Source organism: Bradyrhizobium sp. Unk1, from assembly GCF_059512345.1.
Genome location: NZ_JCAMOP010000054.1, coordinates 23,762 through 49,637 on the forward strand (window position 1 = coordinate 23,762; position 25,876 = coordinate 49,637).

25 protein-coding genes, 1 other RNA gene and 1 pseudogene are annotated in these 25,876 nt (G+C 65.8%); 14 read left to right on the forward strand and 13 right to left on the reverse strand.

The features are described 5' to 3' along the window. Positions 1 to 7: 7 nt before the first annotated feature. From truA to def, 3 genes are all read right to left on the reverse strand, one after another. Positions 8 to 745, reverse strand: coding sequence for a tRNA pseudouridine(38-40) synthase TruA (gene truA, locus AC5ZFO_RS41475; RefSeq protein ID WP_496123659.1), 738 nt, complete (start codon positions 743 to 745; stop codon positions 8 to 10). Continuing rightward, entirely contained in the window at positions 745 to 1,668 is a 924-nt protein-coding gene (gene fmt / locus AC5ZFO_RS41480) for a methionyl-tRNA formyltransferase (RefSeq protein WP_282519621.1), read from the reverse strand. Before fmt ends, truA begins: the two co-directional genes overlap by 1 nt. Positions 1,669 to 1,873: 205 nt before the next feature. Continuing rightward, positions 1,874 to 2,398: a peptide deformylase gene (gene def, locus AC5ZFO_RS41485; protein ID WP_282519620.1), complete on the reverse strand. Its 525-nt coding sequence runs from the start codon at positions 2,396 to 2,398 to the stop codon at positions 1,874 to 1,876. 171 nt (positions 2,399 to 2,569) lie between these two features. Between def and AC5ZFO_RS41490 the strand changes: the two genes are divergently transcribed. From AC5ZFO_RS41490 to AC5ZFO_RS41500, 3 genes and pseudogenes are all read left to right on the forward strand, one after another. Then, a complete protein-coding gene (locus AC5ZFO_RS41490; protein WP_282519619.1) occupies positions 2,570 to 3,769 on the forward strand; it encodes a DNA recombination protein RmuC in 1,200 nt (399 codons plus the stop codon). A gap of 62 nt (positions 3,770 to 3,831) precedes the next feature. After that, a pseudogene (locus AC5ZFO_RS41495) lies at positions 3,832 to 4,133 on the forward strand (GIY-YIG nuclease family protein). A gap of 87 nt (positions 4,134 to 4,220) precedes the next feature. Further along, on the forward strand, positions 4,221 to 5,585 hold the full coding sequence (locus AC5ZFO_RS41500; RefSeq protein WP_282519618.1) for an AmpG family muropeptide MFS transporter: 1,365 nt from the start codon (positions 4,221 to 4,223) through the stop codon (positions 5,583 to 5,585). 150 nt (positions 5,586 to 5,735) lie between these two features. Here AC5ZFO_RS41500 and AC5ZFO_RS41505 read toward each other — a convergent pair whose 3' ends face one another. From AC5ZFO_RS41505 to AC5ZFO_RS41530, 6 genes are all read right to left on the reverse strand, one after another. After that, entirely contained in the window at positions 5,736 to 6,173 is a 438-nt protein-coding gene (locus AC5ZFO_RS41505) for a hypothetical protein (RefSeq protein ID WP_282519617.1), read from the reverse strand. 26 nt (positions 6,174 to 6,199) lie between these two features. Further along, the gene (recR, locus tag AC5ZFO_RS41510; protein WP_282519616.1) at positions 6,200 to 6,802 is read right to left on the reverse strand and encodes a recombination mediator RecR; all 603 of its coding nucleotides are present in this window, start codon (positions 6,800 to 6,802) and stop codon (positions 6,200 to 6,202) included. A gap of 1 nt (position 6,803) precedes the next feature. Next, a complete protein-coding gene (locus tag AC5ZFO_RS41515) occupies positions 6,804 to 7,124 on the reverse strand; it encodes a YbaB/EbfC family nucleoid-associated protein (RefSeq protein WP_028148995.1) in 321 nt (106 codons plus the stop codon). 23 nt (positions 7,125 to 7,147) lie between these two features. Next, a complete protein-coding gene (locus AC5ZFO_RS41520) occupies positions 7,148 to 8,986 on the reverse strand; it encodes a DNA polymerase III subunit gamma/tau (RefSeq protein ID WP_282519615.1) in 1,839 nt (612 codons plus the stop codon). Between the two features lie 94 nt (positions 8,987 to 9,080). Then, positions 9,081 to 9,177, reverse strand: an RNA gene (ffs, locus tag AC5ZFO_RS41525) — signal recognition particle sRNA small type. A 106-nt stretch (positions 9,178 to 9,283) separates the two neighbouring features. Beyond that, a complete protein-coding gene (locus tag AC5ZFO_RS41530; RefSeq protein WP_282519614.1) occupies positions 9,284 to 10,285 on the reverse strand; it encodes a GlxA family transcriptional regulator in 1,002 nt (333 codons plus the stop codon). 103 nt (positions 10,286 to 10,388) lie between these two features. Here AC5ZFO_RS41530 and AC5ZFO_RS41535 point away from each other — a divergent pair, with 103 nt between their 5' ends. From AC5ZFO_RS41535 to AC5ZFO_RS41585, 11 genes are all read left to right on the forward strand, one after another. Further along, positions 10,389 to 11,030, forward strand: a complete 642-nt coding sequence (locus tag AC5ZFO_RS41535) for an HD domain-containing protein (protein ID WP_282519613.1) — start codon at positions 10,389 to 10,391, stop codon at positions 11,028 to 11,030. A gap of 118 nt (positions 11,031 to 11,148) precedes the next feature. Further along, a complete protein-coding gene (locus AC5ZFO_RS41540) occupies positions 11,149 to 12,618 on the forward strand; it encodes a catalase (protein WP_496123660.1) in 1,470 nt (489 codons plus the stop codon). A gap of 430 nt (positions 12,619 to 13,048) precedes the next feature. Beyond that, the gene (locus AC5ZFO_RS41545) at positions 13,049 to 13,897 is read left to right on the forward strand and encodes a transporter substrate-binding domain-containing protein (RefSeq protein WP_212489396.1); all 849 of its coding nucleotides are present in this window, start codon (positions 13,049 to 13,051) and stop codon (positions 13,895 to 13,897) included. Positions 13,898 to 14,013: 116 nt separating this feature from the next. Then, positions 14,014 to 14,676: an amino acid ABC transporter permease gene (locus AC5ZFO_RS41550; protein WP_143846141.1), complete on the forward strand. Its 663-nt coding sequence runs from the start codon at positions 14,014 to 14,016 to the stop codon at positions 14,674 to 14,676. Further along, complete coding sequence (locus tag AC5ZFO_RS41555; protein ID WP_282519611.1) at positions 14,673 to 15,479, forward strand: amino acid ABC transporter ATP-binding protein; 807 nt, start codon at positions 14,673 to 14,675, stop codon at positions 15,477 to 15,479. Before AC5ZFO_RS41550 ends, AC5ZFO_RS41555 begins: the two co-directional genes overlap by 4 nt. Continuing rightward, positions 15,479 to 16,234 (forward strand): SDR family NAD(P)-dependent oxidoreductase, encoded by a 756-nt coding sequence (locus AC5ZFO_RS41560; protein ID WP_282519610.1) that lies wholly within the window; start codon positions 15,479 to 15,481, stop codon positions 16,232 to 16,234. The genes AC5ZFO_RS41555 and AC5ZFO_RS41560 overlap by 1 nt, the downstream gene beginning before the upstream one ends. After that, positions 16,231 to 17,358: a muconate cycloisomerase family protein gene (locus AC5ZFO_RS41565; protein WP_282519609.1), complete on the forward strand. Its 1,128-nt coding sequence runs from the start codon at positions 16,231 to 16,233 to the stop codon at positions 17,356 to 17,358. Before AC5ZFO_RS41560 ends, AC5ZFO_RS41565 begins: the two co-directional genes overlap by 4 nt. Before the next feature lie 148 nt (positions 17,359 to 17,506). Further along, complete coding sequence (locus AC5ZFO_RS41570; RefSeq protein WP_063979832.1) at positions 17,507 to 17,926, forward strand: HIT domain-containing protein; 420 nt, start codon at positions 17,507 to 17,509, stop codon at positions 17,924 to 17,926. A 9-nt stretch (positions 17,927 to 17,935) separates the two neighbouring features. Continuing rightward, positions 17,936 to 18,880, forward strand: coding sequence for an NAD(+) diphosphatase (nudC, locus tag AC5ZFO_RS41575; RefSeq protein ID WP_208084085.1), 945 nt, complete (start codon positions 17,936 to 17,938; stop codon positions 18,878 to 18,880). A gap of 13 nt (positions 18,881 to 18,893) precedes the next feature. After that, on the forward strand, positions 18,894 to 19,817 hold the full coding sequence (locus AC5ZFO_RS41580) for a sugar kinase (RefSeq protein WP_282519608.1): 924 nt from the start codon (positions 18,894 to 18,896) through the stop codon (positions 19,815 to 19,817). Between the two features lie 97 nt (positions 19,818 to 19,914). Continuing rightward, positions 19,915 to 20,424 (forward strand): Lrp/AsnC family transcriptional regulator, encoded by a 510-nt coding sequence (locus tag AC5ZFO_RS41585; protein WP_282519607.1) that lies wholly within the window; start codon positions 19,915 to 19,917, stop codon positions 20,422 to 20,424. A gap of 234 nt (positions 20,425 to 20,658) precedes the next feature. On the opposite strand, the gene AC5ZFO_RS41590 is transcribed toward AC5ZFO_RS41585, so the two are convergent. The 4 genes from AC5ZFO_RS41590 to AC5ZFO_RS41605 form a co-directional block, all read right to left on the reverse strand. After that, the gene (locus AC5ZFO_RS41590; RefSeq protein WP_282519606.1) at positions 20,659 to 22,158 is read right to left on the reverse strand and encodes a phosphomannomutase/phosphoglucomutase; all 1,500 of its coding nucleotides are present in this window, start codon (positions 22,156 to 22,158) and stop codon (positions 20,659 to 20,661) included. Positions 22,159 to 22,368: 210 nt separating this feature from the next. Then, complete coding sequence (locus tag AC5ZFO_RS41595) at positions 22,369 to 22,881, reverse strand: TIGR02281 family clan AA aspartic protease (RefSeq protein ID WP_071909170.1); 513 nt, start codon at positions 22,879 to 22,881, stop codon at positions 22,369 to 22,371. 129 nt (positions 22,882 to 23,010) lie between these two features. Continuing rightward, a complete protein-coding gene (hrpB, locus tag AC5ZFO_RS41600; protein WP_282519605.1) occupies positions 23,011 to 25,488 on the reverse strand; it encodes an ATP-dependent helicase HrpB in 2,478 nt (825 codons plus the stop codon). 124 nt (positions 25,489 to 25,612) lie between these two features. Then, positions 25,613 to 25,876, reverse strand: a 264-nt coding sequence (locus tag AC5ZFO_RS41605) for a UDP binding domain-containing protein (RefSeq protein WP_496123661.1), incomplete at its 5' end; no start/stop codon positions are given.

Sequence of the window (25,876 nt, forward strand, 5' to 3'; positions counted from 1 at the left end):
CTCTCGTCTAATAATCCACCTTCATCAGATACAGCCCGTCAGGCGGCGCGACGATACCGCACGCCGCGCGGTTGCGGGCTTCGAGCGCCGCGGAGAGATCGTCCGCGGTCCAGCGGCCCTCGCCGACCCACACCAGGGATCCCACCATCGAGCGCACCTGGCTGTGCAGGAAGGAGCGCGCCGAGGTGAGAATCGTGATCTCGCGGCCGTCGCGCAGCACGTCGAGCTGGTCGAGCGTCTTCTCCGGCGATTTGGCCTGGCACTCGGTGTCGCGAAACGTCGTGAAATCGTGCCTGCCGAGCAGGCGTTGTCCCGCCGCATGCATCGCATCGGCATCGAGCCGGCGCGGCACGCGCCAGGCGTGACCGACATCGAGCGCGAGATTGGCGCGGGTGTTGACGACGCGGTAGCGGTAGTGCCGCTTCACGGCCGAGAAGCGTGCCTCGAAGGTGTCAGGGACGACCTCTGCCTCCAGCACCGCGATTGGATGCGGGCGCAGATGCGCATTCAATCCGTCGCGAAAACGGCCCGGCGGAAACTGCTTGTCGATGTCGACATGCGCGACCTGGCCGCGCGCATGCACGCCGGCGTCGGTGCGGCCCGCACCGTGCACGCGCAAATCCGCGCCGGTCATCGCCTTCACCGCCGCCTCTAACGCGCCCTGCACGGAAGGCAGCGTGTCCTGCACCTGCCAGCCGAAGAACGGCGCGCCGTCATATTCGATGGTGAGCTTGTAGCGGGGCATCAGGCCAGCCGCATCGGCGGCTTCACCGGCACGCCGCGCAGAAAGTCCGTGGCCTGCATCCGCGCCTTGCCTTCGCGTTGCAGCTCGAGGATGCGGACCGCGCCCTCGCCGCAGGCAATCGTGAGCTGGTCGTCGAGCACCGCGCCGGGTGCGCCGGAGCCCTTTGCCAGCTCGCAGCGCAGGATTTTCACGCGTGCGTTCTCAAGCTCGGCCCAGGCGCCGGGAAACGGCGACAATCCGTGGATGTGGCGCAGCACGGCGCGCGCGGGCCTGGTCCAGTCGATCCGGGCTTCGGCCTTGTCGATCTTGGCGGCGTAGGTGACGCCATCCTCGCTCTGCTTCTTGAGCTGGAGCCCGCCGCGGGCGAGTGCGGCCATCGCGCGCACCATCAGATCGGCACCGAGCCGGGAGAGACGGTCATGCAGATCGATTGCGGTCATGTTGTCGGGGATCGCGATGCGCTCGGCCATGGCGACGTCGCCGGTGTCGAGGCCGACATCCATCTTCATCACCATGACGCCGCTCTCGGCATCGCCTTCCATGACGGCGCGGTTGATCGGCGCAGCGCCGCGCCAGCGCGGCAGCAGCGAGGCGTGCAGATTGTAACAGCCGAGCTTCGGCGCATCGAGGATCGCCTGCGGCAGGATCATGCCATAGGCGACGACGACGGCGGCATCGGCGTCGAAGGCGCGAAACTCGTCGAGCGCTTCGGGCGTCTTCAGCGACTTCGGCGTCAGCACGGGCACGCCAAGCTTTCGCGCGGCTTCCTCGACCGGGGTCGGCTGCAATTGCAGGCCGCGCCGTCCGCCGGGCTTGGGCGCGCGCGTATAGACCGCCGCGATCTCGTGGCCGTGCGAGACCAGCTCGAGCAGCGTCGGCACGGAGAAATCGGGCGTGCCCATGAAGATGAGGCGGAGGGGCATGACAAGGACTCGGTATGTTCCCTCCCCCCTTGCGGGGGAGGGCTAGGGAGAGGGGTGCCACACGACGCGCTCTCTCGGTATGAGCGCGGACCAGTTCTTCGCCCCGGTTAGACTTCCGCCTGGGCTACCCCTCTCCCCCGCCCTTCCCCGCAAGGGGGGAGGGAGCGCATGGGAGTTCGCGGCAGCACCGGTGCTTACAAATGACTTACTCCGCGCGCTTGGCGGCTTTCTCGAACTTCTTGATGACGCGGTCGCGCTTGAGTTTTGACAGATAGTCGACGAATAGCACACCGTTGAGATGGTCGATCTCGTGCTGGATGCAGGTGGCGTAGAGGCCTTCGGCGTCCTCCTCGTGCACCTTGCCGTCGAGGTCGGTGAAGCGCACGCGCACCTTCGCAGGCCGCTCGACCTCCTCGTAATATTCGGGGATCGACAGGCAGCCTTCCTCGTAGATCGACAGATCCTCGGAAGACGCGATGATCTCGGGGTTGATGAAGACGCGCGGCTCCGGCTTGGTCTCGCCGTCCGGGTCGGGCTTGGCGAGGTCCATGGTGATCAGCCGCAGAGGCTGCGCGATCTGGATCGCCGCGAGGCCGATACCGGGCGCGTCGTACATGGTCTCGAACATGTCGTCGGCAAGCTTGCGGATCTCCGTCGTGACCTTCTCGATCGGCTTGGAGACCAGACGCAGCTGCTTGTCGGGCAGGATGATGATTTCTCTGAGGGCCATGGCCGCGATTTAAGCCGCATGCCGGATGCGGTCAATGCGGCGAGGAACTCCGTTAACCCTCCGCTAACCATAAAACTTCAGGTTTCGTTAACCATAAAAATTAAGGGGCTGTTAACCATAAGCGTTCGCTATTCGTTCGCGGAGGGTGTCGAATCGGCTACAAGGGCCGCCATGAACGAGATCATTTTCCTGGCTGGCGACTGGCCGGTCCGCACCATTGATGCGCTGATCGGCTTCGGCGCCCTCGTCCTCATCCTGCTGGTGGTGATTGCGGTGGTGATCGCCCGCTCGGGACGGCGCGGTGCGGAACTCGCCATGGCCAATGCCATCCGCGCGGACGAGCTCGAGGAGCGCCTCAGCCAGGTGCTGCACGCCCAGAGCGAAGCTGCCGGCCGCGCCGACGCCATGACCCAGGCGCTGGCCGGCCGCCAGGCCGACATGGCGCGCGCGGTCAACGAGCGGCTGGATTCGGTGACCCATCGGGTCGGCCAGTCCATGGAACACTCGACCCGCAACACCATGGAGAGCCTGCGCGCGCTGCACGAGCGGCTCGGCATCATCGACAACGCGCACAAGAACCTCACCGACCTCACCACGCAGGTGACGACGCTCCGCGACGTGCTCGCCAACAAGCAGTCGCGCGGCGCCTTCGGCCAGGCGCGGATGGAGGCGATCGTCCAGGACGGGCTTCCAAAGGGTTCTTACGAATTCCAGTTCACGCTCTCGACCGGCAAGCGGCCGGACTGCGTGGTGTTCCTGCCCGACCAGCGTCCGCTCTGCATCGACGCCAAATTTCCGCTGGAGGCGATGACCGCGCTGCACGACGCCCGCACCGACGAGGAGCGGCGCATCGCCACGCAGCGGCTGCGCGGCGACGTGATGAAGCATGTCAGCGACATCGCCGACAAATATCTCGTCACCGGCGAGACCCAGGAGATGGCGCTGATGTTCGTGCCGTCGGAATCGGTCTACGCCGAGATCCATGACGGTTTCGACGATGTGATCCAGAAGGCCTATCGCGCCCGTGTCGTGCTGGTGTCGCCTTCGCTACTGATGCTCGCGATCCAGGTGATGCAGCAGATCATGAAGGACGCGCGCATGCGCGACGCCGCCGATCAGATCCGCACCGAGGTGATCAAGCTCGGCGACGATTTGGGACGCCTGCGCGACCGCGTGCTGAAATTGCAGAAGCATTTTGCCGACGCGAACGAGGACGTCCGGCAGGTGCTGATCTCCGCCGACAAGATCGAGAAGCGCGCCGGGAGAATCGAGGAGCTCGATTTCAGCAAGACCGATGCGCCGGAGGGATCGCATCTGGTGGCGGCAGGTGCCGCGGAGCTGTTCCCGCGGAAGCTCCAGGCGGGGGAGTGAGTTTTGAGGCACACTGTCGTCGCCCGGCTTGACCGGGCGACCCAGTATCCCAGAGACGGCAGATGGGCGCACGCTGCTACTACGTGTACATCCTAGCCAGCAAGATTGGTGGCACGCTCTACATTGGCGTGACAAATGACCTCATCCGTCGCGTAGCCGAACACAAATTGCAGTTGGTCGAGAGCTTCACGAAGGATTACGGCGTCGTGAAGCTAGTTTATTTCGAGCAGTTCGATGATCCCGAGAATGCGATCAAACGGAGAAACGACTGAAGAAGTGGAAGCGCGACTGGAAGATCGCGCTGATCGAGAAAGACAATCCGGATTGGAACGATCTCTATTCGGGGATCGCGGGTCCTCCATAACTCCGGCCTCTGGGATACTGGGGTCGCCCGGTCAAGCCGGGCGACGACACCTCACTTGTGGCCCCCAGAATCTGCTAACACCTCCCCATGACCGCACCCGACGCGACCTCCCCTGCCGGCGCCGACACGGCCCCCACCTCCTGGCGCGACGGCCTGGCCGTTTACCTGCAACCGCGGGTGCTGATCGTGCTGTTCCTCGGTTTCTCCTCGGGGCTGCCGCTGGCGCTGTCGGGCTCGACGCTGCTGGTGTGGATGCGCGAGGCCGGGGTCGATCTCAAGACCATCGGGCTGTTTGCGCTGGTCGGCACGCCCTACACGCTGAAATTCCTGTGGGCGCCGCTGGTGGATGCGCTGCATGTGCCCCTATTCACCCGCGCGTTCGGACGGCGGCGCGGCTGGCTGCTGTTCTCGCAGCTATTGCTGATCATCGCGATCCTGCTGCTGGCGCTGACCGATCCCGCGCGCTCGCCGTTCTACGTCGCGCTCGGCGCGCTGCTGGTCGCGACCACCTCCTCGACGCAGGACATCGTGGTCGACGCCTTCCGCGTCGAGAGCCTGCCGGAGAGCGAGCAGGCCGCCGGAATGGCGTCCTATGTCGCGGCCTATCGCATCGGCATGCTGGTCTCGACCGCGGGCGCGCTGTTCATCGTGTCCGGCTTCGAGGGCACCGGCATTCCGCGCGCGTCGGCCTGGATGTGGGGCTACGTGGTGATGGCGGCGATGGTGCTGATCGGCACGATTACCGCGCTGGCCGCGACCGAGCCCGAGCAATCGGTGCGGGCGGAAGCCGCGACACAAACCGAGACGGCGTTCGCGCGCGTGCTGCACGCGGCGATCGGGGCTTTCTCGGAATTCCTGTCGCGCAAGGACGCGCTCGCCGCGCTCGCCTTCGTCGTGCTGTTCAAGTTCACCGATGCCTTCTCTGGCACGATGACCGCGCCGTTCGTGATCGACCTCGGCTTTTCCCGCAACGATTATGCGGCGATCGTGAAGGGCGTCGGCCTCGCGGCAACGCTGATCGGCGGCTTTGCCGGCGGCTTCCTCGCGCGGCGCTATTCGCTTGCGACCAGCCTGTGGATCGGCGGCGTGGTGCAGGCGCTCGCCAATCTCTCCTTCTCCTGGCTGGCCTTCGTCGGCACCAGCCAATGGGCGCTGGCCTTTGCCATCACCTGCGAGAACTTCACCAGCGCCATCGGCACCGTGATCTTCGTCGCCTATCTCTCCGCGCTGTGCCAGAATCCGCTGCACACGGCGACGCAATACGCGCTGCTCACCGCGCTTGCGGCAGTCGGGCGCACGTATCTGTCAGCGAGTGCGGGCTATGTCGCGGAGACGACCGGCTGGCCGCTGTTCTTCGCGATTTGCGTGCTGGTGGCGATCCCGAGCCTGGTTCTGCTGGCCTGGCTGCAGAAGCGCGGGCATTTCGAGGCGCTGGGGCCGGTGAGGGTGTAGTCCCGGTCTTGGTCATCGCCCGCGAAAGCGGGCGATCCAGTATTCCAGAGACATCGAGGTTCATCACAGCTGCCGCGGCGTACTGGGTCGCCCGGTCAAGCCGGGCGACGACACCGGAATCGTGGAGACGACGTCGATATTTTCGCCCCCCTACTGCTTCCTGATCAGGCTCCACTTCGTGATCACGGCTTCGCTCATCTGGCCGGGATCGCTGGCGCAGGCGACTTCGTCGACCTTGACCGAGATCTCCTTGCCGACAAACGATTTCAGCTGCGTGGCCTGCGCGTCGCTCGAGGTGACGAGCTGGAACGTCTCGGGGCCGGTCTCGAGATTGCACAGCCCGTTCGGCGCCGGCAGTCGACGCGGCTCCGAGGTGATCTGGTACATCGCAATCCGCTTGCCGACGTTCTTGACGTCGCGCACCTTCATTGCGTTCAATTCGCCCGAGAGCACCTCGCCGGCACTGATCGGCTTGCCGGGCTTCGGCGGTGGCGGCGCCCCGTCGTCCTGCTGCGCGGAGATGGCCGGGGTCGCCAGCAGCATCATCGTCGCGACCAAAGCCGATCGTGTGGCGAAAAGTTTCGTCATGTCGTCCGTTCCGTAAGTCTGGATGGCTAGAACAGGGTCCGCTGCCGCATGGCGGCCGATAGCGTACCTTCGTCGAGAAAATCAAGCTCGCCACCGACCGGCACACCATGGGCCAGCCGGGTTACTTTTACGTTGGCGTCCTGAAGCAGGTCGGTGATGTAGTGCGCCGTGGTCTGGCCGTCGACCGTCGCGTTCAGCGCCAGGATGATTTCGTGCACCTCGGCAGCATGCGCGCGCGCGACCAGCGCGTCGATGGTGAGATCCTGCGGGCCGACGCCGTCGAGCGGCGACAAGGTCGCGCCCAGCACGTGATAGCGCCCCTGGGTCGCATTGGCCCGTTCCAGCGCCCAGAGGTCGGCGACATCGGCGACGACGACGATGATGGTGGGATCGCGCTTCGGATCGGTGCAGACCGTGCAGGGATTTTGCGTGTCGATGTTGCCGCAGGTCTTGCAGACCTGGACCTTGTCGAGCGCGACCTGCAGGGCCGAGGACAGCGGCATCATCAGCGCTTCGCGCTTCTTGATCAGATGCAGCGCCGCACGCCGCGCGGAGCGCGGGCCCAAGCCCGGCAGCCGTGCGAGGAGCTGGACCAGCCGCTCGATTTCGGGACCTGCAACCGAACCCATCTTATTGGCCGAACATACCCGGCGGCAGGCTGAGCCCGCCCGTAAGCGCCTGCATCTTCTCCTGCACGGCCGTCTCGGCCTTGCGGCGGGCATCGCCGAGGGCGGTGACGAGCAGGTCCTCGAGCACCTCGCGCTCCTCCGGCTTCATCAGCGAGGGATCGATCTTGATGCCCTTCACGTCCATCTTCGCGGTCATGCGCACGGCGACGAGCCCGCCGCCGGAGATGCCTTCGACCTCGACGTTGGAGAGCTGATCCTGCATCTCCTGCATCTTGGATTGCAGCTGCTGCGCCTGCTTCATCATGCCGAAAATATCGACCATCGGTGCTGTCCTCGATAACCGAATCAGAGATCGTCGCCGTCGGAACCATCGGGCGGATCGTCACTGCCATAGTCCGCATTCATATTGGTTTCCGGCGCCTCGGGGGCAAGCCTGCGGACCTCGACGACCTTCGCACCGGGAAAACGCGACAGCACCTCCTGCACGCGCGGATCGGCTTCGGCGGAGCGCGCATGTTCCTGCTTCGCCGCCTGGCTCACCGAACGCAGCGTCGGCTGGCCCTGCTCGTTGGAGACGATCACGGTCCAGCGCCGGCCGGTCCAGAGCTCGAATTTTCGCGCGAGCTCCGAAATCATGGTCTTGGAGGCGTTGGGCTCGAGCGCGACTTCCAGCCGGCCCTCCTCGAAACGAACGAGGCGCATGTCGCCTTCGAGCGCGCCCTTGGTCATGAGATCGCGCTTCTGCCCGGCGACCGCGACGAGCTGGGTGAAGCTCGTGATGCGCAGTTGGGGTGCGGCCGCTTGCGGATCCGGCGCGGGCGCGGCCATCTGCGGCCGGGCAGCGCCGCCGCCGAACCCGGCCGGTGACGAGGTCGGTGCGCGCATGGGTGCAGCCGAGGCAACCGGCGCCGCGGAGGCCACCGGTGCACCCGGCGCGCCGCTGCGTGCGGCACTTCCGCCCCCCACGACCGGCGAGCCGCCGCCGTTCTGCTCCAGCATCTTGATCGCTTCGTCGGGCGTCGGCAGGTCGGCGACATAGGCGATGCGCACCAGCACCATTTCGGCGGCCGCTGCGGGGCGCGTCGCGGCCTGCACCTCGGTGATGCCCTTGAGCAGCATCTGCCACATCCGCGACAGCACGCGCATCGAGATCTTCGAGGCGAAATCCCGCGCGCGCACGCGCTCGGTCTCGCCATAGGCGACGTTGTCGGCGGTCGCCGGCACGATCTTCACGCGGGTGACGAAATTGACGAACTCGGCGAGGTCCGACAGCACGACGATCGGATCGGCGCCGACGTCGTACTGGTCGCGGAACTCCCTGAAGGCGCTCGCGATGTCGCCGCGCGCCAGCGAATCGAACAGGTCGATGACGCGGGTGCGGTCGGCGAGCCCAAGCATCTGCCTGACCGCATCCGCCTTCACGGTGCCTGCCGCGTGTGCGATCGCCTGGTCGAGCAGCGACAGAGAGTCGCGCACCGAGCCTTCCGCGGCGCGCGCGATGATGCCGAGCGCCTCGGGCTCGATCTCGACGCTCTCCTTCGCCGCGATATTGGCGAGGTGCTTCATCAGCACGTCGGCCTCGACCCGGCGCAGGTCAAAACGCTGGCAGCGCGACAGCACAGTCACCGGAACCTTGCGGATCTCGGTGGTCGCGAACACGAATTTGGCGTGCTCCGGCGGTTCCTCCAGCGTCTTCAGGAAGGCGTTGAACGCCGCCGTCGACAGCATGTGGACTTCGTCGATGATGTAGACCTTGTAGCGCGCGCTGGCCGGCGCGTAGCGCACGCTGTCATTGATCTGGCGGACGTCGTCGACGCCGGTGTGCGAGGCGGCGTCCATCTCCAGCACGTCCATGTGCCGGCTTTCCATGATCGCCTGGCAGTGCACGCCCAGGGTCGGCATGTGGATGGTCGGGCCCTTCACCGATCCGTCAGGCATCTCGTAGTTGAGCGCACGGGCCAGAATACGCGCGGTGGTGGTCTTGCCGACGCCGCGGACGCCGGTGAGGATCCAGGCCTGCGGAATGCGCCCGGTCTCGAACGCGTTCGAGACGGTGCGGACCACGGCCTCCTGGCCGATCAGATCGTCGAAGCTGGAGGGCCGGTATTTGCGCGCCAGCACCCGGTAGGGCGTGCTAGCCTGGCCGGCGCTGTCGGGGTTGGGAGGGGCGCCAGCGTCGGTCATCGGTCGATCCGCAATGGAATGTCTTTCGCCCTGCTATTGCGGAAAGGAGCGCGCTGGCGGGAAGCCCGCCGGCGCAATTCGCTCGGAAAAACAGGTAGGAGACTGACGAGCGACCCGATCCGGACCTCGTTAGGGCTGCTTCCTTCCGGACCTGACCCGGTTGGCGAGTGGCTCGTCCACCGCCAATCTCCCGGTCCCTATTTGGGGCCAAAAGGTCGGGAAAGCAAGCGGCTATCCGTGGGTCCCGCACACCCCGCTGGACGGCCCCCGCCGGCCCATTTGAACGCGGAAGCCAGCTCAGTGTTGCCGACCTGGAACCTCCGTGATTCGCGCAAACCGCTTGCGATACTCGGCGGGCGTCACGCCGACGTGACGATTGAACGCGCGACGCAGCGTGTCGGCATCGGCGAAGCCACAATGGAGCGCCACCTGCTTCGGGGCTTCATTGCCAAACTCGAGCAGCCGCCTCGCTGCATTGACGCGGGCTTCCTCGACCCAGGTCGCAGGCGTGACGCCCACCTCGGCGCGGAACAGCCGCGCAAAGTGCCTCGGGCTGAGCTCCATGCGTGTCGCCAGGCTGGCAACGCTGTGGTCGAGCGAGGGGTTGGCGGCGACCCAGCGCTGCAGCTCCTGCAACGCGGCGCGGCCGGCAGGAACAGCCGCGCCCTTGCGGGTGAACTGCATCTGTCCACCCGGGCGCTTGAAGAACATCACGAGCTGGCTTGCGACCTTCATGGCCGTGTCGCGACCGAGATCCTCCTCGACCAGTGCCAGCGCGAGGTCGAGCCCCGCGGTCACGCCGGCGGCCGTGCGGAGCTTGCCGTCGGTGACGTAGATGGCATCCTTGTCCACGGTGACCGACGGGAATTTGCCGGCCAGCATGTCCGCGACCGCCCAATGCGTCGTAACCCGCCTGCCATCAAGGAGACCGGCGGCGGCAAGGAAGAAGGCCCCGCTGCACACCGAGCCGAATCTGCGGGTCCGCGAAGCCCGCCGCCGCAGCCAGTCGATCACGCTCCCGTCCGCCGGGACTTCGGCCGCGTTCGGGCATCCCGCCACCAGCAAGGTGTCGATGGGCTCCTGGAAGTCGCGGTCGACGATTCGATCAGGCATCAGCCGGATACCTGAGGAACTGCGGATCGGCCCCGGCTCCGCGCCCGCCACGAACAGCGCATAGGCCGGATAGCCGGCCTGGACGTTTGCCTCGGCGAACACGTCGAGCGGCCCTGCGACATCGAGCAGCTGCACGCCTGGCAGCGCCACGATCACAACCGTCCTTGGTTTCGGCTTTGCGCCCATGTCCGCCTCGATCCGGATTTGTCCGTTTTAGACGTGTTACGTCGATTTAAGACAAAATAGCCCGGATTTACAGTGCGGGCGACCCAAATTTCAGGAGCTGCTCATGTCAGAAATCACCGAGGTCGCCGTCATCCCCGACAGCAAGCTGGCGCGTGCCATCACCGAATACATCCGCGATACCGAAACGGATTTGCTGTTCAACCATTCCAGCCGCGTCTACCAGTTCGGAGCGATGGCCGGCGTCCGCCGCGGACTGACATTCGACCGCGAGCTGCTTTACGCCGGCGCCATGTTTCACGACATCGGCCTGATGCCGGGCCATGGCAGCCAGCACGAGCGGTTCGAGGTCGACGGCGCGCACGCCGCGCGCGACTTCCTGCGCAGCCACGGCATTTCGGAAGCCGACGCCTACACGGTCTGGACCGCGATCGCCCTGCACACCACGCCGGGCGTGCCGGAGCATATGCACTCCGTCGTCGCGCTGGTGACCGCGGGCGTCGAGATGGACGTGCTCGGGCTTACCTACAGCGAATACTCCGACGCGGAGCGCGAGGCGGTGGTGAAGGCGTTTCCGCGCACTGCGCATTTCAAGGAAGATATCATCCAGGCCTTCTATGACGGCATCAAGCATCGGTCGGATACGACCTTCGGCAACGTCAAGGCCGACGTCATCGCCGACAAGGAGCCGCATTTCCATCGCGGCAATTTCTGCAGCGTCATCCGCAATTCGCATTGGCACGGCTGACCGGCATTCGCGCAAGCACCGTGCGATCCGGAAATCGACACGTGCGGCGACGTGCGATTGTGAGAATTCGTACTTGGGCAGCCGCACCCAACAACGACCCCAGACTCAGGAATATCCCATGACCGACCAGTCGAAACGTTTGACCCACGCGACGGGCGCTCCCGTCAGCGACAATCTCAACATCATGACCGCCGGCCGCCGCGGCCCCGCGTTGCTGCAGGATGTCTGGCTGATCGAGAAGCTCGCCCATTTCGATCGCGAGGTGATTCCCGAGCGGCGCATGCACGCCAAGGGATCCGGCGCCTTCGGGACCTTCACGGTCACGCACGACATTTCCCGCTATACCAAGGCGAAGATCTTCTCGGAGATCGGCAAGGTGACGCCGATGTTCGCGCGTTTCTCGACGGTGGCCGGCGAGCGCGGCGCAGCCGACGCCGAACGTGATATCCGCGGCTTTGCGCTCAAGTTCTACACCGAGGAAGGCAATTGGGACATGGTGGGCAACAACACGCCCGTGTTCTTCTTCCGCGATCCCTTGCGCTTTCCCGACCTCAATCATGCGATCAAGCGCGATCCCCGGACCGGAATGCGCAGCGCCGACAACAATTGGGATTTCTGGACGCTGCTGCCGGAGGCCCTGCACCAGATCACCATCGTGATGAGCGAGCGCGGCCTTCCCAGAAGCTTCAGGCACATGCATGGCTTCGGCAGCCATACCTACAGCTTCATCAATTCCGCCAATGAGCGGACCTGGGTGAAGTTTCACTTCCGGACGCAGCAGGGCATCGAAAACCTGACCGACGCCGAGGCCGAAGCCCTCATCGGCAAGGACCGCGAGACGCACCAGCGCGACCTGTTCGAGAGCATCGAACGCGGCGATTTCCCGCGCTGGACGATGTTCGTGCAGATCATGACCGACGACCAGGCCAAGGCGTTCGCCTTCAACCCGTTCGACCTGACCAAGGTCTGGCCGAAGGCGGACTTCCCGCTGATCGAGGTCGGCTATTTCGAGCTGAACCGCAATCCGGAAAACGTCTTCGCCGAGGTCGAACAGGCCTCCTTCTCGCCGGCCCATGTCGTTCCGGGCATCGGCTTCTCGCCCGACAAGATGCTGCAGGCGAGGCTGTTCTCCTACGGGGACGCCGCGCGCTATCGCCTCGGCGTCAACCATCATCTAATTCCGGTCAACGCGCCGAAATGTCCATATCACAGCTACCATCGCGATGGCGCAATGCGGACCGACGGCAATCAGGGGAGGACGCCGACCTATTTCCCGAACAGCCGCGGCGAGTGGACGGATCAGCCCGATCTCAACGAGCCGCCGCTCGAGATCGATGGTGCAGCGGCGCATTGGGATCACCGCATCGACGACGATCACTATCGGCAGCCCGGCGACCTCTTCCGCAAGATGAACGCAGCCCAGCGGCAGGCCTTGTTCGACAACACGGCGCGCGCTGTCGGCGCCGCTGCCATCCCGATCCAGGAACGGCACATCGCCAACTGCACCAAGGCCGATCCCGCCTATGGCGCGGGCGTCCGCGACGCGCTGACGCGGCTGGCGACTGTTCGGGCCGAGGCCGCCGAATAGATCGGCCGATCCGTACTGACCTCAGCGAACGGCGCCGACAGGGCGCCGCTCGCATTTTTAAGGCGAACCGCCGAAGCTTATCAATTTTCTCGCGAAAATAGCTCGAGCCGACGCGCTCGCCGGGCCTTCCCTCGCGCATCGCCGCGGCACGCATGTCGCGAAGTGCAGATGCGGCCGTTCGCCTCGGAAAGCGTCATGGCCGATAGGCTCCCTGCCCATCTTCGAGGCCCCGCACATCCCCGAGGCAATCGAGTCTTGACAGGGCCCGCCCGGCAGCGCCTTTCTATGAAATCCTGCCGGAACCGAAACAAAGGGCGCGCGAAAATCGGATCCAGAGCATTTTTCAGCCGGCTGATGCCGATTGATGGGTGAATTTTTCGCGCGAGATCAACCACACACCTTCATCCAACCAGAAAAGCGATTCCTCAAAATGGTTACACGTCGTGATGTCGCATCGATTGTCGGACTTGGCGCGATGGCTGCGGCCACGCTGGCCTCACCGGCCGTGGCGCAGACCGCAGCGGATCCCAACGAATCGACCTTTGCCCGCATTCGCCGCACCAAGAAGATGCGGATCGGCGCGGTCGGCGGCGGCGCGCCCTACTACATGAAGGACCTCGCCAGCGGCCAGTGGAAGGGCTTCTACGTCGACATCGCCAAGGCGCTCGCCGACGACATGGAGGCCGAGCTCGAGATCACCGAAACCACCTGGGGCAATTCGGTGCTCGATCTGCAGTCCAACAAGATCGACATCTTCTTCGGCCTCAACCCGACCCCGAAGCGCGCGCTGGTGGTCGACTTCTCGGTGCCGGTCTTCAACAACGCCTTCGGCATCCTCTGCAAGAAGGACTTCAAGCCGAAGAGCTGGGCCGAGCTGAACTCGCCCGACGTCAAGATCGCCGTCGACCAGGGCTCGTCGCACGACCAGGTCGTCAGCCGCCTGACGCCGAAGGCGCAGATCTCGCGACTGAAGACCGCCGACGATGCCACCGCCGCGCTGCAAACCGGCCGCGTCGACGCGCAGTGCCTGATCACCATGCTGTCGCTGACCGTGCTGAAGAAGAATCCCTCGCTCGGCCAGTTCGTGCTGCCGACTCCGATCTTCGCCACCACGTCGAATGCCGGCTTCCGCCGCGAGAACGACAAGACCTTCCGCGACTACGTCAACACCTGGATCGACTTCAACAAGGGCCTCGGCTTCATCCGCAACGCGATCATCACCAACATGGAGCTGGTCGGCGTGACCGAAGCGGACATTCCGCCGGGCGTTTCGCTGTAGGCTTCCACTGTCATTCCGGGGCGATGCGAAGCATCGAACCCGGAATCTCGAGATTCCGGGCTCGCCCTTCGGGCGCCCCCGGAATGACGGCACCCCCACGACGAGTAAGAATACGCATGTATCAGTGGGACTTCGGCATCCTCTGGAGCTATCGCTGGCTCTTTCTCAACGGGCTCGGCGTCACCGTCGGCTTCACCGTGGTCATCGTCGTGCTCGGTCTCGTCTTCGGCCTGTTCGGCGCGTTCGGCAGCCTGTCGCGCTTCAAGGCGGTACGCCTGCTCGCCCTCACCTTCATCGAGGCGTTCCGCTGCACGCCGATCCTGGTGCAACTGATCTGGTTCTACTACGCGCTACCGATCCTCGCCGGCGTCGAGATGACGCCGATCACGGCCTCGGCGCTCGCGCTCTCGCTCTATGGCGGCTCGTTCTATTCCGAGATCATCCGCGGCGGCATCATCTCGATCGACAAGGGCCAGTCCGAAGCCGGCGCCGCGCTCGGCATGACGCCGGGGCAGAGCATGCGGCGCATCGTGCTGCCGCAGGCGATCAAGCGCATGATCCCGGCGCTGATGAACCAGTCGATCATCCAGTTCAAGAACACCTCGCTGGTTTCGGTGCTCGCCGTGCCCGACCTCGTCTACCAGAGCCAGGTCGCCGCCCATGACAGCTACCGGCCGCTGGAGACCTACACCGCGGTCGCGGTCGCCTATGCGGCGATCCTGATCCCCCTGACCATCCTCGTCCGCCGCGGCGAGAAGCGACTGGCGGTCAGCGAATGAGCGAGCCGCCCAAGAACACCGCGAAGATCGAGATCCGCAGCCTGCGCAAGAGCTTTGGCAGCAACGAGGTTTTGAAGAACATCAGCCTCGACGTGGCCAAGGGGGGCGTGGTGGCGCTGATCGGCCCATCCGGCTCGGGCAAGTCGACGCTGCTCCGCTGCATCAATCTGCTGGTCGTGCCCGACGGCGGCAGCGTCCGCGTCGGCGACACAAGCTTCCAATTCGGCGAAGGCGCGAAGCTTCCGGACGTGAAGACGCTCGCAAAATTCCGCACCACCACCGGCATGGTGTTCCAGCATTTTAATCTTTTCCCGCACATGACGACGCTTCAGAACGTCATGGAGGGGCCCGTCACGGTGCGCCGCATGGCCAAGGCGGACGCCGAGAAGCTCGCGCGCGCGCAGCTTGCCAAGGTGGGCCTTGCGGAAAAGGCCGACCAATATCCGGCAACACTCTCAGGCGGGCAGAAGCAGCGCGTCGCGATCGCGCGCGCGCTCGCGATGGAGCCGGACGTGATGCTATTCGACGAGGCCACCTCGGCGCTCGATCCCGAACTCGTCGGCGAGGTGCTCGCCGTCATGCAGCGGCTGGCCTCGGAGGGCATGACCATGGTGATCGTCACCCATGAGATCGCCTTCGCCCGCGAGGTCGCCGACCGCCTCATCTTCATGCGCGACGGTGTCGTCGTCGAGGAAGGCCCGGCGCGACAGGTGATCGACAATCCGCAGGAAGCCGCGACGCGCGCCTTCCTCAGCCATTTCCACCGCACCGGCGCGTTGCCGCCGGCCAACGCAGCACCGTGATGCCTGATATCGATCGCGCCTATCTCGTCACCGGTGCCGCCAGCGGCATCGGCCGCGCCACCGCAAAACTGCTCGCGGCCCCCGGCACCGCGCTTCTGCTCCACACCCGCTCGAACACGGAAGGTCTCGATGCCGCTGCGGCCGAAGCCGAAGCGAAAGGCGCGGTCGTCGCAAAGTGCCTCGGCGATCTCGCCGAGGAAGCAGCCGTCACCGACGCCGTCGCCGCCGCGCAACGCGCCTTCGGCCGGCTCGACGGATTGATCCTGATCGGCGGTCATGCCCGCCGCGGCAGCGCGATCGGCACGCCGGCGGATCAGTTCCGGCAGGCAATGGACGAATCGGCGCTGGCGTTCACGCGGCTGGTCGACGCAGCGCTGCCGCTGCTGCGCGCCGGGCGCGATGCGCGGATCGTGGCGGTGTCTTCTTTTGTCGCGCATGCGATCCGGCCCGAATTCGCACCCTTTGCCGCCACCGCCGCGAGCCGCTCCGCGCTCGAAGCGCTGGTGCGTCTCACCGCGATCGAGCTCGCAAAAGACGGCATCACCGTCAATGCAGTGTCACCCGGCCTCATCATCAAGGACAAGCCGAGCGAGAGCCGGCTCTCGCCCGAGCAGATTGCCGCAACCGAAGCGCTGATTCCGATGCGCCGCCGCGGGCGGCCGGAGGAAGTGGCCGAAATCATCGCCTTCCTGGCATCACCGAAGGCGTCCTACGTCACCGGCCAGGTCTGGCACGTCAACGGAGGCCTGACATGACCGAAGCAACCGTCGAACGCATCAGGCTGTTCCTGATCGAGAGCCCGATCAAGATGGCGCGCCTCCAGGGCGTCGGCAACGTCAAGGGCACGGTGAAGCGCGTGCTGATCGAGCTCACCGCGAGCGACGGCGTGATCGGCTGGGGCGAGGCGGCACCGTGGGAAGTGTTCACGGGAACGCCGGAAGCGGCCTTCTCCGCGCTCGACATCTATCTGCGGCCGATCATGCTCGGCAAACCCGTGCGCCGCATTCGCGCGCTGATGGCCGAACTCGACCGTGCGCTGGTCGGTCATGCCGAGGCCAAGGTCGCGATCGAGATGGCGCTGCTCGACATCGTCGGCAAGTCGTCAGGATTGTCGGTCGCCGACCTGCTCGGCGGCCGCGTGCGGGACACGATTCCCCTCTCCTTCTCCATCGCCGATCCCGATTTCGCCGCCGATCTCGAACGCATGCGAAAAATGGTTCCGGACGGCAATTTCATCTACAAGGTCAAGACCGGCGTAAAACCGCATCGCGAGGACCTCGATCACCTCGAAGCGATCCGCAAGGAATTCGGCGACAAGGTCGATCTGCGCGTCGATTACAACCAGGCGCTGGCGCCGTTCGGCGCCATCAAGATCCTGCGCGACGTCGAAGAGTTCGCCCCGACCTTCATCGAGCAGCCGGTGCCGCGCAAATTTCTCGACGTGATGGCGCAGCTCACCGCGGCGCTTGAAACACCCGTTCTCGCCGACGAAAGCTGCTTCGACCGCCGCGACATGATGGAGGTGGTGCGCCGCGAGGCAGCCGATGCGGTCTCGATCAAGCTGATGAAGGCCGGCGGCCTGTTCGAGGCGCAGGCGATCATGGCAATCGCCGACGTCGCCGGCCTGCCCGGTTATGGCGGCACGCTGTGGGAGGGCGGCATCGGGCTTGCCGCCGGGACGCAGCTGATCGCGGCAACGCCGGGCATCTCGCTCGGCTGCGAATTCTACATGCCGCATCACGTGCTGACCGAGGACGTGCTGGAAGAGCGCGTTGCCAACCGCGCCGGCCATGTGGTGGTGCCCGACGGCCCGGGTCTCGGCATCCGCGTCAGCGAGGCCTCCGTCCGCGCCAATGCGCGGGTGCTTGCGGAGGTGTAATTCCGTCATTCCGGGCTCGCGCTTTGCGCGCCCCGGGACGACAGCGGAGCATGCCGCCCCCGCGGCCCCTAACCTTTCCCTTAGGGACTCCCTATCGTATGGTCCGGTCAAACACGCCCGCCCCCATCGGGCCATCCGGAAACTCTCCATGTCTGATCCCGCCTGGTCGCTGCACTCCCGCCTGAAAGAGGACACCATCGACATCGGCGACCTGCCGCTGTCGAAGGTCCTGGTTATCAAGGACGCGCATTATCCCTGGCTGCTGCTGGTGCCGCGGCGGCCCGATGCGGTCGAGATCATCGATCTCGACGAGGTGGAGCAGGCGCAACTGATGACGGAGATCTCCCGCGTCTCGCGCGCGCTGAAAGAGATCACCAAATGCGACAAGCTCAATGTCGCCGCGCTCGGCAACCTCGTGCCGCAGCTTCACGTCCATATCATCGCACGCCGCACCAGCGACGCCGCATGGCCGCGGCCGGTCTGGGGCGTGATGAAGCCCTTGGCGCATGACGCCACCGAGGTGCAGACTTTCATCAGCGCGCTTCGCCGCAAGATCTGGTTGGGTTGAGAACAAGAAATGTCAGCATTCGACTCGTTTCCGCTGGGACAGCCGGCCTTCGTCACTCACGTCCTCGATCGCGCCGCGCATCTGCGCCGCGACGACGAAAAACTGTTCGCCATGGAGCAGAAGCCATCGTCGCGCGCCTATGTCGTCTACCGCGACTCGCTGCTGGTGAAGCGCGAGGGCGACAAGGCGCGCGCGCTGCTGGGAGTAGACGAGGCGCTGAAATGCGGCGCGAACCCCGGCACGATCTTCCTAGGGTTGCGCGACGGCGCCGCGGTGTTCGGCATGGGAATGTCGCAGGCGGCGGCGGAGAAGCTGATCGGCCGCGAGGACTACACCGTCACCGAGCTGCGCGGCATGGCGATGCAGGGCGCGATTCCGCCCGACGAGCTCTCGGCGATCGCGATGGCGAAGTCGATGGTGAGCTGGCACCAGCGCCACGGCTATTGCGCCAATTGCGGCACGCGGAGCGCGATGAAGGAAGGCGGCTGGAAGCGCGAGTGCCCTGCTTGCAAGGCCGAGCACTTTCCGCGCACCGATCCCGTCGTGATCATGCTGGTCGCCTCGGGCGAGAAGTGCCTGCTCGGCCGCCAGAAGCAGTTTCCGCCGGGAATGTATTCCTGCCTCGCCGGCTTCGTCGAGGTCGCCGAGACCATCGAGGATGCGGTACGCCGGGAAATCCTCGAAGAATCCGGAATCCGCTGCACCGACGTGCAGTATTACATGACGCAGCCCTGGCCCTATCCGTCGTCGCTGATGATCGGCTGCAGCGCCCGGGCGCTGAACGAGGACGTCGTCGTCGATCATTCCGAGCTGGAGGACGCGCGCTGGTTCACCCGCGAGGAGGCCGCGCTGATGCTGACGCGGACGCATCCGGACGGGCTCGCCGGCCCGCATCCGTTCGCGATCGCCCACCATTTGCTCGGCCGCTGGGTGCACGACAAGACCGGCGCGTAAGCTGGGGCCGCCGGTGGCCACATCAGGAACCGCGCCGCCCATCCTCTGCATCGGCATTCCCGTGCGCGACCTCACCTTTCGCGTCGAGGCCGTGCCCGCGCGCGGCAGCAAGGCCAACGCCACGCATCTGGCCGAGATCTGCGGCGGCAACGCGCTCAATGCTGCGATCGCCATTTCGCGGCTCGGTGGCCGGGTCTCCTTCGCAGGACCGATGGGCGATGCACGGGAAGTGTCGAGCGGCTTCATTCTCGAACAGATGGCCCGTGAGGGCATCGACACGACGCACGTGGTGCGCATGCCCGGCCTGACCACGCCGGTCTCGGCGATCCTGATCGAGCCCTCGGGCGAGCGGACGCTGACGATCTATCGCGATCCCGGCCTGTGGAGCGTGAAGCTGCCGGACGGTGACGCGCTGCTCGCCGATTGCCGGGCGGTCCTCGTCGAGAGCCGCTGCGGCGCCCTTTCTATCGATCTCTGCGCCGAGGCGCGACGGCGCGGCATTCCCGTCATCGTCGGCGTCGATCGCGCGATGTCGTTGCAGGACGGCCTGCTCACGGCCGCCTCGCACCTGCTGTTCGCCAGCGACCAGGTGCAGGAGACGGCCGGCGTCGCCGACGACGGTGGCGCGTTGAAGCGCCTGGCCAGGCTGACGCCGGCCTTCCTCGCCGCCACGCGCGGCCCGCGTGGCACGATCTGGCTGGACGAGGCGGGCGAGCTGGAGGAGACACCGGCCTTCCCGGTTCAGGCGGTCGATACGCTCGGGGCCGGCGACGTCTTCCATGGCGCCTTCGCGCTTCGCCTCGCCGAGGGCGAGGAGGTGCGGGAGGCGCTGCGATTCGCCGCGGCCGCCGCGGCGCTGAAATGCGCCCGCCATGGCGGCGGCATGGCCGCCCCACAACGCGTTGAAGTTGAAGAGCTTTTGCGAGGCAGGCTCTAGAGCGGTTCCACTGTTACGTCGAGATTATAGGCTTGCCGTGGAAAGATTTTCTCTATATCAGGGAAATCAGCCCCTTAAATGGAACAAAGTTCTTCAAATGACTGACCTCGCCGTGCAACTCCCCGAGACCAGCCGCCGCCTCGATGCCATCGACCGCAAGATTCTGATGGTGCTCCAGGAGGATGCCTCCCTCTCCGTCGCCGAGATCGGCGACCGCGTCGGGCTGTCCTCGACCCCCTGCTGGAAGCGCATCCAGCGGCTCGAGGCCGACGGCGTGATCCTGAAGCGGGTCGCCCTGGTCGACCAGAACAAGATCGGGCTCGGCATCTCCGTGTTCGTGTCGGTCGAGAGCGCCGACCATTCGGACGCCTGGCTGAAGAAGTTCGCCGAGGCCGTGAGCGCCATGCCCGAGGTGATGGAGTTCTACCGCATGGCCGGCGACGTCGACTACATGCTGCGCGTCGTGGTCGCCGACATGCAGGCCTATGACGTGTTCTACAAGAAGCTGATCAGCGCCGTGCCGCTGAAGAACGTCACCTCGCGCTTCGCGATGGAGAAGATCAAGTCGGTCACCGCGCTGCCGATCCCGACGGTGGTGGCGGCTTAGAGGCTTAGTTCGCAGGCCTCACCACAAGGAAGCTGTCATCGCCCGGCCTTGACCGGGCGATCCAGTATTCCAGAGGCGGCGATTGGATACGGAGAAGCTGCGGCGTACTGGATGCCCCGGTCCCGGCTCCGCCAACGCTACGCCGAGGCCACCAGGGTACTCCAGTGAAGGCGGCAAGCCGGGGCATGACAGCGGAGATTTGCGGCGCGGGTTGTGCTCCCCTGATGCCGCCGCTCAAATCGTCTGATTGTACGCGCCGACTTCGGGATGCGTGCGGAGCACGCTGTTCACCATCTCGAACATGTCGTGCATGCGCTGCTCGGAGACCGGGCTCTCGACCACGACGACGAGCTCGGGCTTGTTGGAGGACGCGCGTACCAGGCCCCAGCTGCCGTCCTCGACCGTGACGCGTACGCCGTTGACGGTGACGAGATCGCGGATCGCCTGTCCCTCGATCTTGGCACCCTTGGCCTGCAAGCCTTCGAAATGCTTCACCACCTGGTCGATGACGCCATACTTGGTCTCGTCGGCGCAATGCGGCGACATGGTCGGCGACGACCAGGTTTTTGGCAGCGCGTTCTTCAAATCGGCCATCGACTTGCCCGGCGCGCGGTCGAGCATGTCGCAGATCGCGAGCGCCGACACCAGGCCGTCGTCATAGCCGCGTCCATACGGCTTGTTGAAGAAGAAGTGGCCGGACTTCTCGAAGCCCGCGAGCGCACCCGTCTCGTGGGTGCGGCGCTTCATGTAGGAATGGCCGGTCTTCCAATAAGCGACCTTGGCGCCCTGCTTCTGCAGCACGGGATCGGTGACGAACAGGCCGGTCGACTTCACGTCGACGATGAACTGCGCGTCCTTGTGGATCGCCGACATGTCGCGGGCGAGCATCACGCCGACCTTGTCGGCGAAGATTTCCTCGCCGGTGTTGTCGACGACGCCGCAGCGATCGCCGTCACCGTCGAAGCCGAGACCGACATCGGCCTTGTGATGCAGCACCGCGTCGCGGATCGCGTGCAGCATTTCCATGTCTTCCGGGTTCGGATTGTATTTCGGGAAGGTGTGGTCGAGCTCGGTGTCGAGCGGGATCACCTCGCAGCCGATCGCCTCCAGCACCTGCGGCGCGAACGCGCCGGCCGTGCCATTGCCGCAGGCGGCGACGACCTTGAGCTTGCGGGTCAGCTTCGGACGGCCGGTGAGATCGGCGATGTAGCGCGCCGGATAATTCTCGTGGAACTGGTAGGAGCCGCCGGCCTTGTTCTTGAATTCGGCGTTGAGCACGATCTCCTTCAGCCGCGTCATCTCGTCGGGGCCGAAGGTCAGCGGGCGGTTGGCGCCCATCTTCACGCCGGTCCAGCCATTGTCGTTGTGCGAGGCCGTGACCATGGCGCAGCAGGGCACGTCGAGGTCGAACTGCGCGAAATAGGCCATCGGCGTCACCGCGAGCCCGATGTCGTGCACCTTGCAGCCCGCCGCCATCAGGCCGGAAATCAGCGCATATTTGATCGAGGCCGAATAGCCGCGGAAATCATGGCCGGTGACGATCTCCTGCTTGACACCGAGCTCCGCAATCAGGGCGCCCAGCCCCATGCCGAGCGCCTGGATCCCCATCAGGTTGATTTCCTTCTGGAACAACCAGCGCGCGTCGTATTCGCGAAAACCCGTAGCCTTCACCATCGGCTCGGATTCGAAGGCATAGGTGTTGGGCAACAAGACGGATTTCGGCTTGGGGAACATTGAGACGGTCTCGTGAAAATGGCGGGAATTGATGCAGCCTTAGCGAATGCCGGGCCGCAGCGGAAGGCGGGAATGGCAGCTTATGGCTTATAATTGCGGCAGTTTGGTAACGGGGAAACGCGGCCCCGGCGCGAGACTTCCGCCAATGCCGTCCTGAAAAAATCGGTGCGAACGACCGTTCGTCAGCGCGGTGAGAGCCCTTGAAGCCGCTTACTGCTCCAGCACCATCTGGCCGTTGGCGTATTCGAAGCGCTTGAGGCGGGACAGGAAGGAGAGGCCGAGCAGGTTCTCGGACAGTGCCTCGTCCGGCAGCACCATGGCGTCGACGTCGCGCACGACGAGGCCGCCAACCTCGAGCATGGCGATGCGCGTGCGCGCGGCCTTGATGGTGCCGTTGGCGGTCGAGACGGTGGCGTTGTACTCGCCGCGCGAGGGACGCAGGCCAAAGCGGGCGGCCGAGCTCTCGTTCAGCGCGACCACGGAGGCGCCGGTGTCGATCATGAAGCCGATCCGTTGGCCGTCGATGCGGCCTTCGGCCTGAAAATGGCCACGGCCATCGCGGGAGATGGCGAGGCTGCGCCCACCGGCCGGCGCCGTCGCAGCAACCGCAATCGTCGTGCGCGGCGCTGACGTCGCGGAGGCGGAACTCATCCTGTCCGCCATCTGCGCCATGAACGTGCCGAGGCCGATCATGATGGCCGCGAGGATCATTATGTTACGCATCACACCACTTCCGAGCCGGAAAGCTCGATTTCACCACGCGACACGTCTGGCCGCGAGCGACGCTGCGGTCAGAGCGCCGCTATTTTGACGAAAAGGATGAGCGGAGGGTTAATGCGTCTTCGTGGCTTCTCAGGTCCCGCGCGGCTTGACCCGCCGGGTTGGCAGCGCGCTCGCCGGATCCTCCGGCCAGGGATGGCGCGGGTAGCGGCCGCGCAGGTCGGAGCGCACGGCGGCGTAACTGCCGCGCCAGAAACCGGGGAGGTCGCGCGTCACCTGCACCGGGCGTTGCGCCGGCGACAGCAATTCCAGCACCAGCGGCACCTTGCCGGCGGCGATCGACGGATGGGTGTTGAGCCCGAACAACTCCTGGAGCCGCACCGCGATGGTCGGCCCCTGCTCGGCCTCATAGTCGATCGCGAGCACGCTGCCGGTCGGCGCCTCGAAATGCGTCGGCGCCTCGCGATCGAGCCTTGCGCGCATCTCCCAGGGCAACAGCGCCATCAGCGCGTCGGAGAGATCGCCGGCCGAGATGTCCTTCAGCGCGATCTTGTCGTAGAGCGCCGGCACCAGCCAGTCGTCGCGCCGCGCGATCAGTCCGTCGTCGGACAAATCGGGCCAGCTGTCGCCCTCGGCCTTGCGCAGAAACATCACGCGGTCGCGCCACTGTTTTGCGGCCTTCGACCAGGGCAGCCGGTCGAGACCTGCGGCAATCAGCCCATCTGCGAAGATACGCGCAGTCTCCTCCGAAGGCGACACCGCGAGTGTTGCCTCAGACAGCGTGATCGCATGCAGCGCGCGCTTGCGCCGCGCGCGCAGCGCCATCGCGCCACGATCGAAGGAGATCTCGTCGACGGTCTCGATATGCTCGGCGAAATGCCGCTCGATGTCGTCTTCGCTGATCGGCGCTGCCAGCAGAACGCGGCCGCTCGCCGCCGTGCCCGTCATCTCGCCGATTGCGATGTAGGGCGCGCGCGCGAGCGACGAAGTCTGCTCCACCGCGGCGCCGCGACCATTGGCGAGCACGAAGGTGCCATTGCCGCGATTGCGCGCGACACGGTCCGGGAAGGCATAGGCGAGCATCAGGCCGGTCGAGAGATCATCCTGTCCGGTTGCGGCCTTCTCCGACGCCGCCACCTGCGAAGCCCAGCGCCGCGCGAGATCGCGCGCGCTCGCGGCGCGCGGCGAGCGATCGCGCCGGAACTGATCGCGCCGGTACTCGAGATCGACGCTGTCGCCGCCGAGCCCGCGCTCGGTGATGATGGCCGCGATCTCGGCGGCGGCTTCGCCGCTGCCGACGCGATGCGAATCCACGATCATGCGCGCCAGCCGCGGCGGCAGCGCCAGCGCGCGCAGGCTTTTGCCTTCGGCGGTGATGCGCCCGTCGCCATCGAGCGCGTTGAGCTCGGAGAGAAGGCTCTTCGCCTCTTTCCAGGCGGGCTGCGGCGGCGGATCGAGGAATGACAGCGCCGAAGGATCGGCGACGCCCCATTGCGCGAGATCGAGCACCAGCGAGGAGAGGTCGGCACTGAGGATTTCCGGCTGGGTGTAGGGCGCAAGCGAGGCCGTCTGCGGCTCGTCCCAGAGCCGGTAGCAGACACCGGGCTCGATGCGGCCGGCGCGGCCGCGGCGCTGGTCCACCGCCGCACGCGCAGCGCGCACGGTCTCGAGCCGCGTCAGGCCGATGTCGGGCTCGTAGCGCGGCACGCGGGCGAGGCCTGAATCGACCACGATGCGCACGCCCTCGATGGTGAGCGAGGTCTCCGCGATCGAGGTCGCCAGCACCACCTTGCGCGTGCCCTTCGGCGCGGGTGCGATCGCGCGGTCCTGCACGGCAGCATCGAGCGCGCCGAACAGCGGTACGATTTCGATGCTGGCATCCTGAACGCGCTCGCTGAGGAAATTCTGGGTGCGGCGGATTTCGGCCGCGCCCGGCAGGAACGCCAGCACCGAACCGCTGTCGGCGCGCAGCGCGGACGCGATCGCATCCGCCATCTGCCGCTCCACCGGCGCATCCGCCTTGCGGCCGAGATAGCGCGTCTCGACCGGGAAGGCGCGGCCCTCGCTCTCGACAACGGGCGCGTCCCCGAGCAGCTTTGCCACGCGGGCGCCGTCGAGCGTTGCCGACATCACGAGGATGCGCAGATCCTCGCGCAGGCCGGTTTGCGCGTCACGCGCCAGCGCGAGGCCCATGTCGGCATCGAGCGAGCGCTCGTGGAATTCGTCGAACAGGACCGCCGCGATGCCGGAGAGCTCGGGATCGTCGAGTATCTGGCGGGTGAAGATGCCCTCGGTCACCACCTCGATGCGCGTCGTACGCGAGATCTTCGAGCCGAAGCGGACGCGGTAGCCGACGGTTTCGCCGGCGCGCTCTCGAAGCGACTTGGCCATACGCTCGGCACTGGCCCGGGCAGCGATACGCCGCGGCTCCAGCACGATGATCTTCTTGCCCACGGCCCAGGGCGCATCCAGCAGCGCCAGCGGCACCCGCGTGGTCTTGCCGGCGCCGGGCGGCGCCACCAGCACGGCGGCGTTATGCGCCTCCAGCGTGCGCGAGAGATCGTCGAGCACGGCATCGATTGGGAGGGGCGTGTCGAAGCTGCGGGGCAAAAGTCTCGGTCCGTCATCGTCCGCGCAGGGCGGACGATCCAGTCAACTCAGATCCCGGCCATTCCGAGGATCTCTGCATACTGGATACCCCGCCTTCGCGGGGTATGACAACAATGCGTGGCTATCAGCCCTGCACCGGCGGACGGCCGATGCTCTCGTAGGTGAAGCCGGCGGCTTCCATGTCTTCGGGCCGGTAGACGTTGCGGAGATCGACGACGACGGGCTGGGTCATGGCCGCCTTCAGCCGGTGGAGATCGAGCGCGCGGAACTGCACCCATTCGGTGACGATGACGAGCGCATCGGCGCCTTGTGCGCAGGAATAGGCGTCCTCGCAATAGGTGATGTTCGGCAGCTCGCCCTTGGCCTGCTCCATGCCGACGGGATCGAA

What these genes read in the sequence shown, in the direction of transcription:
- truA (WP_496123659.1), bottom strand. Translation starts at nt 745, where the DNA reads ATGCCCCGCTACAAGCTCACCATCGAATATGACGGCGCGCCGTTCTTC.
- fmt (WP_282519621.1), bottom strand. Translation starts at nt 1,668, where the DNA reads ATGCCCCTCCGCCTCATCTTCATGGGCACGCCCGATTTCTCCGTGCCG.
- def (WP_282519620.1), bottom strand. Translation starts at nt 2,398, where the DNA reads ATGGCCCTCAGAGAAATCATCATCCTGCCCGACAAGCAGCTGCGTCTG.
- AC5ZFO_RS41490 (WP_282519619.1), top strand. Translation starts at nt 2,570, where the DNA reads ATGAACGAGATCATTTTCCTGGCTGGCGACTGGCCGGTCCGCACCATT.
- AC5ZFO_RS41500 (WP_282519618.1), top strand. Translation starts at nt 4,221, where the DNA reads ATGACCGCACCCGACGCGACCTCCCCTGCCGGCGCCGACACGGCCCCC.
- AC5ZFO_RS41505 (WP_282519617.1), bottom strand. Translation starts at nt 6,173, where the DNA reads ATGACGAAACTTTTCGCCACACGATCGGCTTTGGTCGCGACGATGATG.
- recR (WP_282519616.1), bottom strand. Translation starts at nt 6,802, where the DNA reads ATGGGTTCGGTTGCAGGTCCCGAAATCGAGCGGCTGGTCCAGCTCCTC.
- AC5ZFO_RS41515 (WP_028148995.1), bottom strand. Translation starts at nt 7,124, where the DNA reads ATGGTCGATATTTTCGGCATGATGAAGCAGGCGCAGCAGCTGCAATCC.
- AC5ZFO_RS41520 (WP_282519615.1), bottom strand. Translation starts at nt 8,986, where the DNA reads ATGACCGACGCTGGCGCCCCTCCCAACCCCGACAGCGCCGGCCAGGCT.
- AC5ZFO_RS41530 (WP_282519614.1), bottom strand. Translation starts at nt 10,285, where the DNA reads ATGGGCGCAAAGCCGAAACCAAGGACGGTTGTGATCGTGGCGCTGCCA.
- AC5ZFO_RS41535 (WP_282519613.1), top strand. Translation starts at nt 10,389, where the DNA reads ATGTCAGAAATCACCGAGGTCGCCGTCATCCCCGACAGCAAGCTGGCG.
- AC5ZFO_RS41540 (WP_496123660.1), top strand. Translation starts at nt 11,149, where the DNA reads ATGACCGACCAGTCGAAACGTTTGACCCACGCGACGGGCGCTCCCGTC.
- AC5ZFO_RS41545 (WP_212489396.1), top strand. Translation starts at nt 13,049, where the DNA reads ATGGTTACACGTCGTGATGTCGCATCGATTGTCGGACTTGGCGCGATG.
- AC5ZFO_RS41550 (WP_143846141.1), top strand. Translation starts at nt 14,014, where the DNA reads ATGTATCAGTGGGACTTCGGCATCCTCTGGAGCTATCGCTGGCTCTTT.
- AC5ZFO_RS41555 (WP_282519611.1), top strand. Translation starts at nt 14,673, where the DNA reads ATGAGCGAGCCGCCCAAGAACACCGCGAAGATCGAGATCCGCAGCCTG.
- AC5ZFO_RS41560 (WP_282519610.1), top strand. Translation starts at nt 15,479, where the DNA reads ATGCCTGATATCGATCGCGCCTATCTCGTCACCGGTGCCGCCAGCGGC.
- AC5ZFO_RS41565 (WP_282519609.1), top strand. Translation starts at nt 16,231, where the DNA reads ATGACCGAAGCAACCGTCGAACGCATCAGGCTGTTCCTGATCGAGAGC.
- AC5ZFO_RS41570 (WP_063979832.1), top strand. Translation starts at nt 17,507, where the DNA reads ATGTCTGATCCCGCCTGGTCGCTGCACTCCCGCCTGAAAGAGGACACC.
- nudC (WP_208084085.1), top strand. Translation starts at nt 17,936, where the DNA reads ATGTCAGCATTCGACTCGTTTCCGCTGGGACAGCCGGCCTTCGTCACT.
- AC5ZFO_RS41585 (WP_282519607.1), top strand. Translation starts at nt 19,915, where the DNA reads ATGACTGACCTCGCCGTGCAACTCCCCGAGACCAGCCGCCGCCTCGAT.
- AC5ZFO_RS41590 (WP_282519606.1), bottom strand. Translation starts at nt 22,158, where the DNA reads ATGTTCCCCAAGCCGAAATCCGTCTTGTTGCCCAACACCTATGCCTTC.
- AC5ZFO_RS41595 (WP_071909170.1), bottom strand. Translation starts at nt 22,881, where the DNA reads ATGCGTAACATAATGATCCTCGCGGCCATCATGATCGGCCTCGGCACG.